This is a genomic window from Enterobacter sp. 148H3 (genome assembly GCF_034107425.1).
GTDB lineage: Bacteria > Pseudomonadota > Gammaproteobacteria > Enterobacterales > Enterobacteriaceae > Enterobacter > Enterobacter vonholyi.
Genome location: NZ_JAWNEI010000002.1, coordinates 283,315 through 298,826 on the forward strand (window position 1 = coordinate 283,315; position 15,512 = coordinate 298,826).

Annotated in this window: 15 protein-coding genes; 10 read left to right on the plus strand and 5 right to left on the minus strand. The window is 54.7% G+C overall.

What is annotated here, in order from left to right:
- Positions 1–176: 176 nt before the first annotated feature.
- The 4 genes from USH94_RS03580 to rlmM all read left to right on the plus strand — a co-directional run bounded on the left by USH94_RS03580 (position 177) and on the right by rlmM (position 3,199).
- On the plus strand, positions 177–404 hold the full coding sequence (locus USH94_RS03580; RefSeq protein WP_008499648.1) for a YgdI/YgdR family lipoprotein: 228 nt from the start codon (positions 177–179) through the stop codon (positions 402–404).
- A 349-nt stretch (positions 405–753) separates the two neighbouring features.
- Positions 754–1,671, plus strand: a complete 918-nt coding sequence (gene gcvA, locus USH94_RS03585) for a glycine cleavage system transcriptional regulator GcvA (RefSeq protein ID WP_032643156.1) — start codon at positions 754–756, stop codon at positions 1,669–1,671.
- Between the two features lie 39 nt (positions 1,672–1,710).
- The gene (locus USH94_RS03590) at positions 1,711–2,106 is read left to right on the plus strand and encodes a DUF423 domain-containing protein (RefSeq protein ID WP_023309031.1); all 396 of its coding nucleotides are present in this window, start codon (positions 1,711–1,713) and stop codon (positions 2,104–2,106) included.
- On the plus strand, positions 2,099–3,199 hold the full coding sequence (gene rlmM, locus USH94_RS03595; protein WP_111965427.1) for a 23S rRNA (cytidine(2498)-2'-O)-methyltransferase RlmM: 1,101 nt from the start codon (positions 2,099–2,101) through the stop codon (positions 3,197–3,199). Before USH94_RS03590 ends, rlmM begins: the two co-directional genes overlap by 8 nt.
- Positions 3,200–3,260: 61 nt before the next feature.
- On the opposite strand, the gene xni is transcribed toward rlmM, so the two are convergent.
- From xni to queF, 5 genes are all read right to left on the minus strand, one after another.
- Positions 3,261–4,016 carry a flap endonuclease Xni gene (gene xni / locus USH94_RS03600; protein WP_111965428.1) on the minus strand — a complete coding sequence of 252 codons (756 nt, stop codon included), beginning with the start codon at positions 4,014–4,016 and terminating at the stop codon, positions 3,261–3,263.
- A 112-nt stretch (positions 4,017–4,128) separates the two neighbouring features.
- Positions 4,129–5,496, minus strand: coding sequence for an L-serine ammonia-lyase (locus tag USH94_RS03605; protein ID WP_111965429.1), 1,368 nt, complete (start codon positions 5,494–5,496; stop codon positions 4,129–4,131).
- Between the two features lie 65 nt (positions 5,497–5,561).
- On the minus strand, positions 5,562–6,857 hold the full coding sequence (locus tag USH94_RS03610) for an HAAAP family serine/threonine permease (protein WP_111965430.1): 1,296 nt from the start codon (positions 6,855–6,857) through the stop codon (positions 5,562–5,564).
- Positions 6,858–7,372: 515 nt separating this feature from the next.
- The gene (gene ppnN, locus USH94_RS03615) at positions 7,373–8,737 is read right to left on the minus strand and encodes a nucleotide 5'-monophosphate nucleosidase PpnN (protein ID WP_023309027.1); all 1,365 of its coding nucleotides are present in this window, start codon (positions 8,735–8,737) and stop codon (positions 7,373–7,375) included.
- Between the two features lie 116 nt (positions 8,738–8,853).
- Positions 8,854–9,696: an NADPH-dependent 7-cyano-7-deazaguanine reductase QueF gene (queF, locus tag USH94_RS03620; RefSeq protein WP_111965431.1), complete on the minus strand. Its 843-nt coding sequence runs from the start codon at positions 9,694–9,696 to the stop codon at positions 8,854–8,856.
- Positions 9,697–9,765: 69 nt separating this feature from the next.
- Here queF and syd point away from each other — a divergent pair, with 69 nt between their 5' ends.
- The 6 genes from syd to USH94_RS03650 all read left to right on the plus strand — a co-directional run bounded on the left by syd (position 9,766) and on the right by USH94_RS03650 (position 15,510).
- The gene (gene syd / locus USH94_RS03625; protein WP_111965432.1) at positions 9,766–10,311 is read left to right on the plus strand and encodes a SecY-interacting protein; all 546 of its coding nucleotides are present in this window, start codon (positions 9,766–9,768) and stop codon (positions 10,309–10,311) included.
- A gap of 632 nt (positions 10,312–10,943) precedes the next feature.
- Positions 10,944–11,273, plus strand: a complete 330-nt coding sequence (locus USH94_RS03630; protein ID WP_047173524.1) for a YqcC family protein — start codon at positions 10,944–10,946, stop codon at positions 11,271–11,273.
- Positions 11,270–12,046, plus strand: a complete 777-nt coding sequence (truC, locus tag USH94_RS03635; RefSeq protein WP_111965433.1) for a tRNA pseudouridine(65) synthase TruC — start codon at positions 11,270–11,272, stop codon at positions 12,044–12,046. The genes USH94_RS03630 and truC overlap by 4 nt, the downstream gene beginning before the upstream one ends.
- A 24-nt stretch (positions 12,047–12,070) precedes the next feature.
- The gene (locus tag USH94_RS03640) at positions 12,071–12,520 is read left to right on the plus strand and encodes a flavodoxin (protein WP_111965434.1); all 450 of its coding nucleotides are present in this window, start codon (positions 12,071–12,073) and stop codon (positions 12,518–12,520) included.
- Positions 12,521–12,814: 294 nt separating this feature from the next.
- Positions 12,815–14,173 (plus strand): galactarate/glucarate/glycerate transporter GudP, encoded by a 1,359-nt coding sequence (gene gudP / locus USH94_RS03645; RefSeq protein WP_111965435.1) that lies wholly within the window; start codon positions 12,815–12,817, stop codon positions 14,171–14,173.
- Entirely contained in the window at positions 14,170–15,510 is a 1,341-nt protein-coding gene (locus USH94_RS03650) for an enolase C-terminal domain-like protein (protein WP_111965436.1), read from the plus strand. Before gudP ends, USH94_RS03650 begins: the two co-directional genes overlap by 4 nt.
- The last annotated feature ends 2 nt before the right edge of the window (positions 15,511–15,512 follow it).

Consider the following 15,512-nt stretch of genomic DNA (forward strand, 5'->3'; position numbering starts at 1 on the left):
ATATAGCGATCGTCGCGCAATTTCAGCTGCAGGGCAAGGAGGTTGATATCTATCAGAATTGTCTGCTTATCCTGATGACCCTAAAAAAGCAGGTTATGCTAAATAGTGTTAGGCGGATGTTTTAGCCTGTTATAAATCGAGGTTTGAATAGCATTAATTGCTAAAGGAGAATAATCATGAATAAGACAGCTGCAATCATTTCTGCCTGTGCGTTTACTTTTGCCCTGAGCGCCTGTTCTGGTAATAACTACGTGATGCACACCAACGATGGTCGTTCTATCGTTTCGGAAGGGAAACCGACTACCGATAATGATACCGGGATGATTTCGTACAAAGATGCTAACGGGAACAAGCAGCAGATCAACCGCACGGACGTGAAAGAGATGAAAGAGATCGAGCATTAACAGATCGCAAGCGAAAAAAAAGCACCGCAAATTGGCGGTGCTACATTAATCACTATGGACAGACAGGGTAAATGTACAGGAAGTGAAAAATTGGTAGCGTTGCTACCGTGGTCTGAATCGCAGACCAATTGCAAACACAACAACACAACATCACAACCGTAAGCCAAAAGCCCTTCAGAACACGCATTCCGAAAAAAGCTCTTCGTTCCGGCTCAGGAAGTGCCGCCACTATAGGTATTTGCTGGTAGTTCCTCAACGGACAAATTATAATGGCTCAGATAAAAAAAACTAATAGGTTAAACGTTGTTTCCTGTTTGTTAAAATCCGTTAACATCTAAGCCAGATAACCATGTCAAAGCGATTGCCACCTCTTAATGCATTACGTGTTTTTGATGCAGCAGCACGTCACCTGAGCTTTACCCGCGCAGCAGATGAGCTTTTTGTGACACAGGCCGCAGTAAGTCACCAAATCAAGTCTCTGGAGGATTTTCTGGGCCTTAAGCTGTTTCGTCGACGCAACCGTTCGTTGCTGTTGACCGAAGAGGGGCAGAGCTATTTTCAGGATATTAAAGAGATTTTTTCCCAGCTTACGGAAGCCACGCGTAAGCTGCAGGCTCGCAGTGCAAAAGGTGCCCTGACTGTCAGTTTATTGCCCAGTTTTGCGATTCAGTGGCTGGTGCCCAGACTCTCAAGCTTTAACTCAGCTTATCCGGGGATCGACGTTCGAATCCAGGCGGTAGATCGTCAGGAGGACAAGCTGGCCGATGATGTGGATGTCGCCATTTTTTACGGTCGCGGTAACTGGCCGGGCTTGCGTGTTGAGAAATTATACGCAGAATATCTCCTGCCGGTCTGTTCTCCCCTGCTGTTAACGGGCGACAAGGCGCTGAAGTCTCCCGCTGACCTGGCGCAGCATACGCTTTTGCATGATGCCTCTCGCCGCGACTGGCAAACTTATACCCGTCAATTAGGTCTTACTCATATAAACGTGCAGCAGGGACCCATCTTTAGCCACAGTGCGATGGTGTTACAGGCTGCCATTCACGGACAAGGCGTGGCGTTGGCGAACAACGTTATGGCGCAGTCCGAAATTGAGGCTGGCCGCCTGGTCTGCCCTTTTAATGATGTACTGGTCAGCAAGAATGCGTTTTATCTGGTTTGTCATGACAGTCAGGCAGAACTGGGTAAAATAGCCGCCTTCCGGCAGTGGATACTGGCGAAAGCGGCAACCGAGCAAGAAAAATTCCGCTTCAGGTATGAACAATAACGTTTGTGTGCCGGGCACGCATCAACTCAGGACTTAAACATGACCAGCCGATTCATGCTGATTTTTGCCGCGGTGAGTGGCTTTATTTTTGTTGCACTGGGCGCCTTTGGCGCACATGTATTAAGCAAGTCTTTGGGCGCTGTAGAGATGGGCTGGATCCAGACCGGCCTTGAATATCAGGCATTCCACACGCTGGCTATTTTTGGGCTGGCGGTGGCGATGCAGCGTCGTATCAGTATCTGGTTTTACTGGAGCAGCGTGTTTATGGCGCTGGGTACCGTGTTATTCAGCGGTAGCCTGTACTGCCTTGCGCTCTCACATCTGCGCCTGTGGGCGTTCGTTACACCCGTCGGTGGCTTCAGCTTCCTGGCGGGTTGGGTATTAATGTTTATCGGAGCTATCCGTCTGAAACGCAAGGGCGTTGTTCATGAATAAGGTTGTTTTATATTGTCGCCCGGGGTTTGAGAAAGAGTGCGCCGCGGAAATTACCGATAAAGCGGCGAAGCGCGAAGTCTTCGGCTTTGCCCGCGTAAAAGAGAACGCGGGCTATGTGGTATTCGAGTGCTACCAGCCCGAAGACGCAGACAAGCTTGCACGCGAGCTGCCGTTCAGCTCGCTGATCTTTGCTCGCCAGATGTTTGTTGCGGGTGAGCTGCTGAAGGATCTTCCGCCGGAAGACCGCATCACGCCAATTGTCGGCATGCTGCAGGGCGTGGTTGAAAAAGGCGGCGATCTGCGCGTTGAAGTGGCGGATACCAACGAAAGTAAAGAGCTGATGAAGTTCTGCCGTAAGTTCACCGTGCCGCTGCGTGCGGCGCTGCGTGATGCGGGCGTGCTGACGAACTACGAAACGCCGAAGCGTCCGGTGGTGCATATCTTCTTTATCGCACCGGGCTGCTGCTATGCAGGCTATTCGTACACCACCAACAACTCTCCCTTCTTTATGGGCATCCCGCGTTTGCGCTTCCCGGCCGATGCGCCAAGCCGTTCCACGCTCAAGCTGGAAGAGGCGTTCCACGTCTTTATCCCGGCGGATGAGTGGGATGAGCGTCTGGCAAACGGCATGTACGCCGTCGACCTTGGCGCGTGCCCGGGCGGCTGGACCTATCAGCTGGTGAAACGCAACATGTGGGTATCGTCCGTTGATAACGGCCCAATGGCGCAAAGCCTGATGGACACCGGGCAGGTCACCTGGCTGCGTGAAGACGGTTTCCGCTATCGCCCGAACCGTAACAACATCTCGTGGATGGTGTGCGATATGGTTGAGAAGCCGGCAAAAGTCGCCGCGCTGATGGCCTCCTGGCTTGTCAACGGCTGGTGTCGTGAGACCATTTTCAACCTCAAGCTGCCGATGAAAAAGCGCTATGAGGAAGTGTCGCAGAACCTGGCCTACATTCAGGAGCAGATGGATGAACACGGTATTAACGTGGAGATCCAGGCGCGTCAGCTGTATCACGACCGCGAAGAGGTGACGGTGCACATTCGTCGCTGGTGGGCTGCGGTCGGCGGACGTCGCGACGAGCGATAGTACGTGCTTTGTTTTGCCCGGTGGCGCTGCGCTTACCGGGCAAAAAAACTGTGTAGTGGTTTTAACGTTCTAAACGCAGCTGCTGTAAATTCCCGTCGAGCTGTAAATCCGTCTGTAGCGTTGCGATTTCCCGGCAGATAAACGCCATCTCTTTATGCGCCTCCAGCTTCTTGCGCCACTTTTCCGGCACCTCATCCAGACGGGCGTAAATCCCTTCCAGATTCTGAAAATCGGCCAGCAGCTGCGCGGCGCTCTTCGGCCCAATACCGGCGACACCCGGAACCTTAGAGCTGCTGATGCCTGCCAGCCCCCAGTAATCCGGCAGTTGCTCAGGCGAGACGCCGAACTCGCTGGCAATAAACGGCGCGTCCAGCCAGCGTTTTTGAAAATAGTCGCGAATGCGGATAGTTGGGGAGAGCAGCTGACAGTAGCCTTTGTCAGTTGAAACGATAGTGGCCTGATGCCCGGCGCTGGCTACCTTTACGGCCAGAGTGGCAGCGAGATCGTCGGCTTCATTTCCCTGTGCGCCCCAGCAGGGGACGCCCCGCTGTTCAAATGCGGCGCGCAGCATGGGCAATTCAGCGTGAAGATCGTCCGGCATCGGTGCGCGTCCGGCTTTGTAGTCGGGCAAACGCTGGTGTCGCCAGCCCGTGTTGCGGTCTTCGTCATCAAAAACCGCGACCGCATGGGTGGGCTCGCTGTGGCGGATAAGCTGTTCCAGAGCGTGCAGGCAGGTGTCTTTACAAGGCGTCCCCTGTACCGCATGGATACGGCGAATCAGGTTAAGTGCATCGACGATAAGTAAATGAACGGCCACAGATAATCTCCCTTCTATCTCATGCATGAAGGGTAACACTGTCAGCAGCGTGAAACTATGAATGGTGGGGAAAACAGGAAGAAGCCTCGCAAAACGAGGCTTCCTGAGAGGCTTAATCGCAGGTTACGATCTTCATCGCCAGGCCGCCGCGAGAGGTTTCGCGGTATTTGGCGTTCATATCTTTACCGGTTTCGTACATGGTTTCGATAACCTTATCGAGACAGACGCGAGGCTCGCTGGTGCGGCGCAGCGCCATTCGCGCCGCGTTAACCGCCTTCACGGAGGCAATCGCGTTACGCTCGATGCACGGCACCTGTACCTGGCCGGCAACCGGGTCACAGGTCAGCCCCAGGTTGTGTTCCATACCGATTTCCGCAGCGATGCACACCTGCGCCGGGCTTGCGCCCAAGAGTTCCGCCAGACCCGCCGCCGCCATAGAGCACGCCACGCCGACTTCACCCTGACAGCCCACTTCCGCACCGGAAATAGACGCGTTCATCTTATACAGCGAACCAATCGCACTGGCCACCAGCAGGTAGCGCGCCAGTGAGTTCGCGTTCACTTCACGGATAAACTTGTCGTAGTACGCCAGCACCGCCGGAACGATACCGCAGGCGCCGTTAGTCGGCGCGGTGACCACGCGGCCTCCTGCGGCGTTCTCTTCGTTTACCGCCAGGGCGAACATGTTGATCCAGTCCACCACGGCCATCGGGTCCGTTGTCGTTTTGTCGGTGCTCACCAGCATACGGCGCAGCGCTGCCGCACGACGCGGTACGCGAAGCTTGCCCGGCAGAACGCCTTCGGTGGTGATCCCGCGCTCAATACCGCCGCGCATCACTTCCCAGACGTTAGTGAAGTGCTGTTCGAGCTCTTCTTTGCTATGCAGCGCCAGCTCGTTTTTCATCATCAGGCCGGAGAGGGAAAGGCCCGTCTCCTGGCAGTGGCGCTGGAGGTCTGCCGCCGTTTTGTACGGATACGGCACCTCGACAGAGGAAGTACTGGTTTGACCAAAGTGGTCTTCGTCGACGATAAAGCCGCCGCCGATTGAGTAATATGTCTGGCTGTATACCGCTTTTTCGCCGGCCAGCGCGGTAATGCGCATGCCGTTTTCGTGCAGCGACAGGTTGTCCGCATGGAAATTCATGCAATGGTCAACCGGGAATTCAACCTCGTGCTCGCCGTTCGCCAGCAGCAGGCGCCCGTGGGTATTAACGTCCTGGATGAAACCAGGGATCGCATCAATATCAACGGTATCCGGCAGGTTTCCCGCCAGGCCCATGATAATCGCGATATCGGTATGGTGGCCTTTCCCGGTCAGGGAAAGCGAGCCGTACACATCTACAACCACGCGCGTAATGTCGTGCAAGATGCCGCGTGCAATCAAGTCATCCGTGAACTGCTTACCGGCTTTCATCGGTCCGACGGTATGAGAGCTGGAAGGACCAATACCGATTTTGAAGATATCGAATACGCTAATCATGATGCGTCCATTGCTTTCAGTCAGAGAGGGAGGAGTGCGCCGTCCGAAAACGGCGCGGGTGGTAATCAGAACATGGTGTACAGGGAGTAGAAGATCGCAGAGATTGCGATAAGACCCATGATAACCACAAACACGTTGCTCACATGACCGCTGTACTTACGCATAGCAGGGACTTTCTGAATCGCGTACATCGGCATCAGGAACAGAATCATCGCGATGACCGGGCCGCCCAGGGTTTCAATCATGCCAAGGATGCTTGGGTTCAGGGTCGCTACTGCCCAGGTGGTGAGCAGCATGAACAGCGCGGTGATTTTGTTCAGCTTGTTGATTTCAATGCTCTTGCCTTTACCGCGCAGAGATTTAATCACCATACCGTTGAAGCCTTCACGTGCGCCGAGGTAGTGGCCCAGGAAGGATTTGGTGATGGCGATAATCGCGATGATCGGTGCCATCCACGCAATCAGCGGTGCGTTAAAGTGGTTCGCCAGGTAAGACAGGATAGAGATGTTCTGCTCTTTCGCTGCAGCCAGGTCTGCCGGGGAGAGGCTCAGTACGCAGCTGAAGACGAAGAACATAACGGTCAGAACCATCATGATGTGAGCGCGTGCCAGGATGCTGGAGCACTTCTTCTCTGCGCCGTTACCGTACTCTTCACGTTTCGCAACGGCGAAGGAAGAGATGATTGGAGAGTGGTTGAAGGAGAAGACCATTACCGGAATCGCCAGCCAGAGGGTCATCAGCAGGCCGTTCCCGGTCGCCGATGCGCTGCTCAGGGACAGGGTTTCCAGCGCTGCACCGTTCCACTGTGGGATCAGGTAGCAGGCCAGCAGCATCAGTGCAGCCACAAACGGGAACACCAGCACGCTCATCGCCTTCACAATCATCTGCTCACCGAAGCGCACGATGGTCATCATGCCGACAATCAGGATCAGAGACAGGATGGCACGCGGAGGCGGCGTCATGTGCAGCTGGTGCAGCATGAAGCTTTCAACGGTGTTGGTAATCGCCACGCTGTAAACCAGCAGGATAGGGTAAATCGCGAAGAAGTAGAGCAGGGTAATCAGCTTACCTGCGCCCACGCCGAAATGCTCTTCAACCACTTCAGTGATGTCTTCGCCCGGGTTTTTACCGGACAGCACGAAGCGGGTCAAACCGCGGTGTGCAAAGAAGGTCATCGGGAAAGCAATGATAGCCATAATGATCAGCGGAATCAGACCGCCGACGCCTGCGTTGATAGGAAGGAACAGTACACCAGCGCCGATTGCCGTGCCGTAAAGGCCAAGCATCCACATGGTATCCGTTTTGCGCCAACCACTTCGGGATTCAATCGAAGCAACGGTGCTGGTTTGAGTGGTTTCCATCTATATCTCCTGGAGGAAGCGAATTGTCAGGTTTTTAGTCAAATCCGATGAAAAAGTGCCTGACGGTAATATGAAATTCGTTCAGTGACGGTTTTTTAATAATTTTTGCCCGTAACTATTGGCGGGCGGAAAGATACATTCTAGTTATGAATCTATCAGTGATCCTGATCCCAAATGCAATAATCCACTTATGATGTGGGCATCTTTAGACCATTTATCTGTTAAAAAAACACCAAAGAGAATTTACGGGCGCGAAGGCTACCACCAACGACATGTGAGCTGAAAGACTGACCCGTGATATAGGTGTCTTTAGCTGTAAAGATATGTGTTTTTAGTATTTTCTGGCGGGAAATTTGGATTAAGTCTGATAATTTACGGTTGAGAAAACAAGGTAATCGTTTGCGTTTGTGCGTAGTTTGTTAAAGACATAAGTGATTCGTATGAATTACATCGGGAATAAAAAAAGCCGGGACGCGCAACAGGGCGACCCGGCTTTGATGAGATATCGCTAAGCGTTATGTGCAGATTTCGTAGCAAGGAATATAGGCTGAGCCTGGCAGCTTCATGCGGTGCTGGGCGACAAAGCCCTGCAGCATGTCGTCCATGCGGCGCATCATCTCCGGGTCACCGTGGATCTTGTACGGACCGTACTGTTCAATGGCGCGGATGCCCATCTCTTTCACGTTGCCCGCGACAATACCGGAGAAGGCGCGACGCAGATCGGCAGCCAGGACTTCCACCGGCTGGTCCGGGTAGAGTTTCAGGTTCGCCATATTTTCGTGAGTTGGCTCGAACGGGATCTGCAGGTCTGGCGCAATACGGATTGACCAGTTAAAGCTGTACGCATCGCCGGTATCGCGACGGTTCTCCTTCACCAGCGGCATCGCTTTTTTCATCTGGCGCGCCACTTCCGCGGCATCGTCAATGATGATGCGATAGTGACGACGTGCGGCTTCACCCAGCGTGTGCACGATAAACTCGTCCAGCACGCGGAAGTAGTCGGCGCTCTCTTTTGGCCCGGTCAGGATCAGCGGCAGAACCTGATCCTTGTTGGCGGGGTTCATCAGAATACCCAGCAGATAGAGCAGCTCTTCCGCTGTCCCCACGCCGCCCGGGAAGATGATAATGCCGTGGGCGATACGGACAAACGCTTCAAGACGCTTCTCAATATCCGGCATGATAATCAGCTCATTAACCAGCGGGTTAGGTGGCTCAGCGGCGATGATGGACGGTTCGGTCATGCCGATAAAGCGTCCCTCTTTATAACGCTGTTGCGCATGCCCAACCGCCGCTCCTTTCATTGGTGCTTCCATCGCACCCGGACCGCAGCCGGTACAGATATTCAGCTCACGCAGGCCGAGTTGCGTTCCAACCCGACGGGCATAAAGGTATTCGGTTTCGTTAATGGAGTGGCCGCCCCAGCAGACAACCATGTTCGGCGCTTCGCCAACGTGCAGGGCACGGGCGTTACGCAAAATGGAGAACACCAGGTTGGTGATATGGACCGAGCTTTCCAGATCGAGATGCTGGAAACGACCTGCGTTGTGGATCTGCCCGTTAACAAACAGGATGTCACGCAGCACGGCAAACAGGTTAGCCTGAAGTGAACGAATGATACGCCCGTCAACAAAGGCCTCTTCCGGCGGGTTGATGACTTCAAGCTTCACGCCACGCTCGCGGCGCAGCACGTTGATATCAAAGCTTTCGAAGCGGGACAGCAGTTCTTTACTGTTATCTGTCAGGCTTCCGGAGTTCAGTACGGCAAGTGAACAGTTACGAAACAGTTGATAAAGATCGCTGCTGGCCGTGCGCTTAAGCATGTCCACTTCCAGCTGCGACAACATATCCATTGAGCCAAGCGGGCTAATATGTGTAATCAAGTGAGCTCCTTACGGGATGATTATCGTCTTTCCCTGTTGATTACAATAGCCCTGGCGCGTGACGTTTCACAACCTAAAGCGCGGAAGATACCGCGCATATTGTGAAAATATTTATATTATTGACGCACCAGCCGTCCGGTCGCCGGCACAAAATCGGTGTTCGTGCGCCACGGGTTGATGTCCAGACCGCCGCGGCGGGTATAGCGCGCGTAAACGCTCAGTTTTTCTGGCTGGCAGAAGCGCTGAATATCGCTAAAGATGCGCTCCACGCACTGCTCGTGGAACTCGTTGTGATGTCGGAATGACACCAGGTAGCGCAGCAATTTTTCCCGGTCGATTTTCGGGCCGCGGTACTGGATCTGCACCGAGCCCCAGTCTGGCTGATGCGTGATCAGGCAGTTGGATTTCAGCAGATGGCTGACCAAAGTCTCTTCGACCACCTTGTCACTCGCCGCGTTTTCGAGGTAATCGGCGCTAAATTCATAATTCTCCACCTCAATATCCTGATCGTCGATGCAGGTTCCGTTGAAGTGGGCGACTGGCTGCCCTTCCAGCTCGTGCAGGCGATACAATGAAACGCTCACCTTTCCCTGCGCGCAGGCGCTTAAATCACGTTCCAGCGTGTGCTGAACGTCGTCCCAGCTGTTAAATTTTGTCTGGTTAAAGCTGTTGAGATAGAGCTTAAAGCTTTTAGACTCGACGAGATTAACGCTGGCATAGTCCAGCTCAACGTGGCCCACCGCCACCTGCGGCAGGCCGCGTGCGTTGAGCCACGAGAGTTCGTACAGCGTCCAGATATCGCCACCCACGAACGGCAGCGCGTCTGCGTGCAGACCCAGAGGATCGCGGTTCAGGCTGCGCGGAACGCCCTGCAGCAGGCTTGCATCGTAGGTATCGCGGTAATCGGTCGATTTACCCAGCGTTAAGCCGGTTAACGCCTGATGATTTTCGTAAGACATGTTTCATAGCCACTTTACAGGTACACTTATGGCCTGAGTTTATCCTGTCTGACAAGAAGAGAGAAATCGGTGGACATCGAAACTGTAAATGCCCTCACTACCTTTACGACCCGCTACTGCGACGCATGGCATGAAAAGCAGGGCACGTGGCCGCAAAGTTCTGATTTATATGGCGTACCTTCACCGTGTATTATCTCTTCGCTCGACGATTACGTTATCTGGCAACCAAAACCTTTTGACGGCGAGCAAAATGTAAATGCTGTTGAGCGGGCAATGGACATTGTGGTACAACCAGCGGTTCACGCATTTTATACCGCGCAGTTCGCAGGGGATATGCCCGCGCGCTTTGCCGATATGACGCTGACGCTGTTGCAGACCTGGAGCGAAGACGATCTGCAGCGTGTTCAGGAAAACCTGATTGGTCATCTTGTCACGCAAAAACGCCTTAAGCTTTCTCCGACGCTCTTTATTGCCACGCTGGACAGCGAGGTCGACGTTATCTCCGTCTGTAACCTGTCAGGTGAAGTGGTTAAAGAGACTATCGGTACCCGCAATCGCGAGACTCTCGCTCCCTCTCTTGCGGATTTCCTCACCCGACTTGAGCCACTTCTGTAATCCCTGATGCTATATCGCGTGTGAGAGATCTCTTACAACGTTTGTGAGAGATCGCTGGAACATTCAGTATTACCTCATTAAATTCAGATTAATATCACTCTATTTTTCAATGAATTAGTTGTTCTGCCTATTATTTTTAGGGAGTCCTCGCGTCTTACAACGCTGGCTGAGTGGGTTGTAAGACGAAGCGGAATAGCGGATTCTATCTCCGTCGACAGGAAGCCGACACGAGAAACGAACATCAGGATGATGGCGTTTCTCACTCAGGACTCGTCAGGATGGCGCTGCAGGAAGGCTTCAGGATGAAGCGAAGTGGATAACGCAGGATGCGTAAGGGACACCTCCAGGAAGGAGAACGAGAACCGGTCAGGATGGTCGGTGGGTCAGGAAGGCCAGGACGTTTCAGGATGAAACAAACACGTCAGGAAGATGTGTGCACGATGCGAAAGGTAGACGGATGACCAGGCCTTCGGGCTTCAGGAAAAGTTGTCACGGATGAGCAGGGAGCACGAATTGTAGCTGGAATGCTGCGGAACGAACCGGGAGCACTGTTTTTACAGTGCTCCCTTTTTTTATTTCTGCCTTCCGCAATGCTATGCTGCGCGCCGTTCACTTTTTCAGTTGAGGTTACTATGACGCAACACGATAGCGTTCGTGCTCAGTTGCACGCCATCGAAGCCCTTTTGCGCCAACATCAGCTGTGGCAGGAGACTGCGCCGCAGCCAGAAGCGTTCGCGAGCACCCAGCCTTTCTGCCTGGATACGCTGGCCCCATTTGAATGGCTGCAGTGGGTGTTAATTCCGCGGATGCACGCCCTGCTTGAGGGCGGTCACCCGCTGCCGCAGGCGTTTGCTGTCTCTCCCTATTATGAAATGGCGCTCGAAGCGACGCACCCTGCGCGCGACGTCATGCTGGTGGAACTGGAAAAACTGGATTCCCTGTTTGCCGGTGAAGATGCATGACGCTTGAGATCCTCTATCAGGATGAGTGGCTGGTGGCGGTGAATAAACCGTCTGGCTGGCTGGTGCACCGCAGCTGGCTCGATCGTGATGAGAAAGTGGTGGTGATGCAGACCGTTCGCGATCAGATTGGTCAGCATGTTTTTACCGCCCATCGTCTCGACAGGCCAACTTCCGGCGTGCTGCTGATGGGGCTTTCCAGCGAGGCGGGGCGTCTGCTGGCGCAGCAGTTTGAACAACATCAGATCCAGAAGCGCTACCACGCGATCGTGCGGGGCTGGCTGACCGAGTCCGCCACGCTGGACTACCCGCTTGTGGAGGAGCTGGACAAAATCGCCGATAAATTTGCCCGCGATGACAAAGGCCCGCAGCCCGCCGTGACGGATTATCGCGCCATGGCGACGACCGAAATGCCGGTGGCCACCAGCAAATTTCCGACCACACGCTACAGCCTGGTTGAGCTTCTGCCCAAAACCGGGCGTAAGCACCAGCTGCGACGCCATCTTGCGCATCTGCGCCACCCGATTATTGGCGACAGCAAACACGGTGATTTACGCCAGAACCGCAGCGCGGCCGAACACTTTGGCTGCCATCGTCTGATGCTGCACGCAAGTGAGCTCAGCCTGACGCACCCGTTTACCGGCGAGCCGCTGACTATCCGCGCGGGGCTGGACGACGTCTGGATGCAGGCGCTGTCACAGTTTGGCTGGCTGGGACAACTCCCCGAAAATGAAAGGGTTGAGTTTGTATCGGGCAACGTTCAGGATGAACAGTAAACGCATTCAATATGGGAAAATAGCATGGCTGAAGTAGGCATTTTTGTCGGCACAATGTACGGCAACTCGCTGCTGGTAGCGGAAGAGGCTGAGGCAATACTCGCCAGCCAGGGCCATAAAGCCACGGTCTATGAAGATCCGGAGCTGGCGGACTGGGAAAAGTATAAAGATAAATACATTCTGGTGGTGACCTCCACCACCGGGCAAGGCGACCTGCCGGACAGCATCGTGCCGCTGTTCCAGGGCATTAAAGACCAGATTGGCTATCAGCCAGATGTTCACTACGGCATCATCGCCCTCGGCGACAGCTCTTACGCTAACTTCTGCGGCGGCGGCAAGCAGTTCGATGCGCTCCTGCAGGAACAGAGCGCCCAGCGCGTCGGCGAGATGCTGCTGATTGACGCGGGTGAGCACCCGGAGCCAGAAAGCGAATCAAACCCGTGGGTTGAACACTGGGCAACGCTGCTTAAATAGTTCTCCAGGCCGGGTAAGGCTTAACCGCCACCCGGCAACGAAGCCGCACCAAATCCTCAATTCCGTGAAGCATCTTCCACTGCTTTGGGCTTATGCCATAAACAACCTCTCATAGATCCTTTAATACTGTGTTTCTGCACGGTGAGGTGATGAGGCACTCCTTCATATACTTTTCTGGTCACTATAAAACGGCGTCAGGCCGTACCAAAACCACAAAAACCAATCTCATTCTGATTACCCTACCGGTGCTGTACAGAATGAACCAGGCGAAAGCTATGTTTCAGGAGTGCAACAATGAGTACATTAAGCCACGCAGCGAGCAGCGCTGAAAAGCGTACCAATGCCCGCTACTGGATAGTGGTGATGCTGTTTATCGTCACGTCCTTTAACTATGGTGACCGCGCCACGCTGTCGATTGCCGGTTCGGAAATGGCAAAAGATATCGGCCTTGATCCGGTGGGGATGGGTTACGTTTTCTCCGCATTCTCATGGGCCTACGTCATCGGGCAAATTCCTGGCGGCTGGCTTCTGGACCGTTTTGGCTCGAAACGCGTCTATTTCTGGTCCATCTTCATCTGGTCTGCCTTTACCCTGCTGCAGGGCTTCGTCGATATCTTCAGCGGCTTCGGCATTATCGTGGCGCTCTTCACGCTGCGCTTCCTGGTGGGGCTAGCGGAAGCACCTTCCTTCCCGGGCAACAGCCGCATTGTGGCGGCCTGGTTCCCGGCGCAGGAGAGGGGAACGGCGGTGGCGATTTTCAACTCCGCACAGTACTTCGCGACGGTGATCTTTGCGCCCATTATGGGCTGGCTGACCCATGAGGTGGGCTGGTCACACGTTTTCTTCTTTATGGGCGGACTCGGGATTGTCATCAGCTTTATCTGGCTGAAAGTGATCCACGAACCTAACCAGCATCCTGGCGTAAACAAAAAAGAGCTGGAGTACATCGCGGAAGGCGGAGCGCTGATCAACATGGATCAGAAATCCTCGACGGCGAAAGTCCCGTTCAGCCAGAAATGGGCGCAGATCAAGCAGCTCGTCGGCTCGCGCATGATGATCGGCATCTATCTGGGCCAGTACTGTATTAACGCCTTAACCTACTTTTTCATTACATGGTTCCCGGTGTACCTGGTGCAGGCACGCGGCATGTCGATTCTGAAAGCGGGGTTTGTCGCCTCGGTCCCGGCAATCTGCGGCTTCGTGGGGGGCGTGCTCGGCGGGGTGATTTCCGACTGGCTGATGCGCCGCACCGGTTCCCTGAACATCGCACGTAAAACGCCTATCGTGCTCGGCATGCTGCTCTCCATGACAATGGTGTTTTGTAACTACGTCAATGCCGAGTGGATGATTATCGGCTTTATGGCGATGGCCTTCTTCGGCAAAGGCATTGGCGCGCTGGGCTGGGCGGTGATGGCGGATACGGCACCGAAAGAGATCAGCGGCCTGAGCGGCGGTCTGTTCAACATGTTCGGCAACATCTCCGGGATTGTTACGCCCATCGCTATCGGCTACATCGTCGGCACCACCGGCTCTTTCAACGGTGCGCTGATTTACGTGGGTGTGCATGCGCTGGTGGCGGTACTGAGTTACCTGGTGCTTGTGGGGGATATCAAACGCGTCGAACTTAAACCTGTTGCGGAGCGTGGATCATGACAACGCAATCGAGCCCAACCGTCACGGAGATGAAGGTCATCCCGGTGGCCGGGCAGGACAGCATGCTGCTCAATATAGGCGGTGCACATAACGCATGGTTTACCCGTAATATCGTCGTGCTGAAAGACAGCGCAGGGAACACCGGCGTGGGCGAGGCTCCTGGCGGAGAGGTGATTTATCAGACGCTGGTTGATGCCATTCCGCAGGTCGTGGGTCAGGAGGTCGCCCGTCTGAACAAGGTGGTTCAGCGGGTGCATAAGGGCAATCAGTCGGCAGATTTTGATACGTTCGGTAAAGGTGCCTGGACGTTCGAGTTGCGCGTCAACGCGGTTGCCGCCCTGGAGGCCGCCCTGCTCGATTTACTGGGCAAGGCGCTCAGTGTTCCGGTCTGCGAGCTGCTGGGTCCCGGCAAACAGCGCGATGCGGTCACCGTGCTGGGCTATCTGTTCTACGTTGGCGATCGCAATAAGACCGATCTCCCCTATCTGGCCCGAACCGCGGGCGATCACGACTGGTATCAGCTGCGCCATCAGGAAGCGCTCTCCAGCGACGCGGTGGTGCGGCTGGCCGAGGCGGCGCAGGATCGCTACGGCTTTAAGGATTTCAAGCTGAAGGGCGGCGTGCTGCCCGGCGAGCGGGAGATTGAAACGGCCCGGGCGCTGAAAAAACGCTTCCCTGATGCACGGATCACCGTCGATCCCAACGGCGCATGGCTGCTGGATGAAGCCATTAGTCTGTGCAAAGGGCTGGGCGATGTCCTGACCTATGCAGAAGACCCCTGTGGCGCGGAGCAAGGATTCTCGGGTCGAGAAGTCATGGCTGAGTTCCGTCGCGCCACCGGGCTACCTGTCGCGACCAATATGATCGCCACCAACTGGCGCGAAATGGGTCACGCGGTGATGCTTAACGCCGTCGACATACCGCTGGCGGACCCGCACTTCTGGACGCTCTCAGGCGCAGTCCGCGTGGCCCAGCTGTGCGATGAGTGGGGGCTCACCTGGGGCTGTCACTCGAACAATCACTTTGATATTTCGCTGGCGATGTTTACCCACGTTGGCGCGGCGGCGCCGGGTAACCCGACCGCCATCGATACCCACTGGATTTGGCAGGAAGGTGAAGCCCGACTGACGAAAAATCCGCTGGAAATCATAGATGGCAAAATTGCCGTACCGTATGCGCCGGGTCTGGGCGTGGAGCTGGACTGGGATCGGATCCATAAAGCCCATGAGGCGTATAAAAAGCTACCGGGCGGCGCGCGTAACGACGCGGGCCCGATGCAGTACCTTATCCCCGGCTGGACATTTGACCGTAAGCGCCCTGTTTTTGGACGTCACTGATA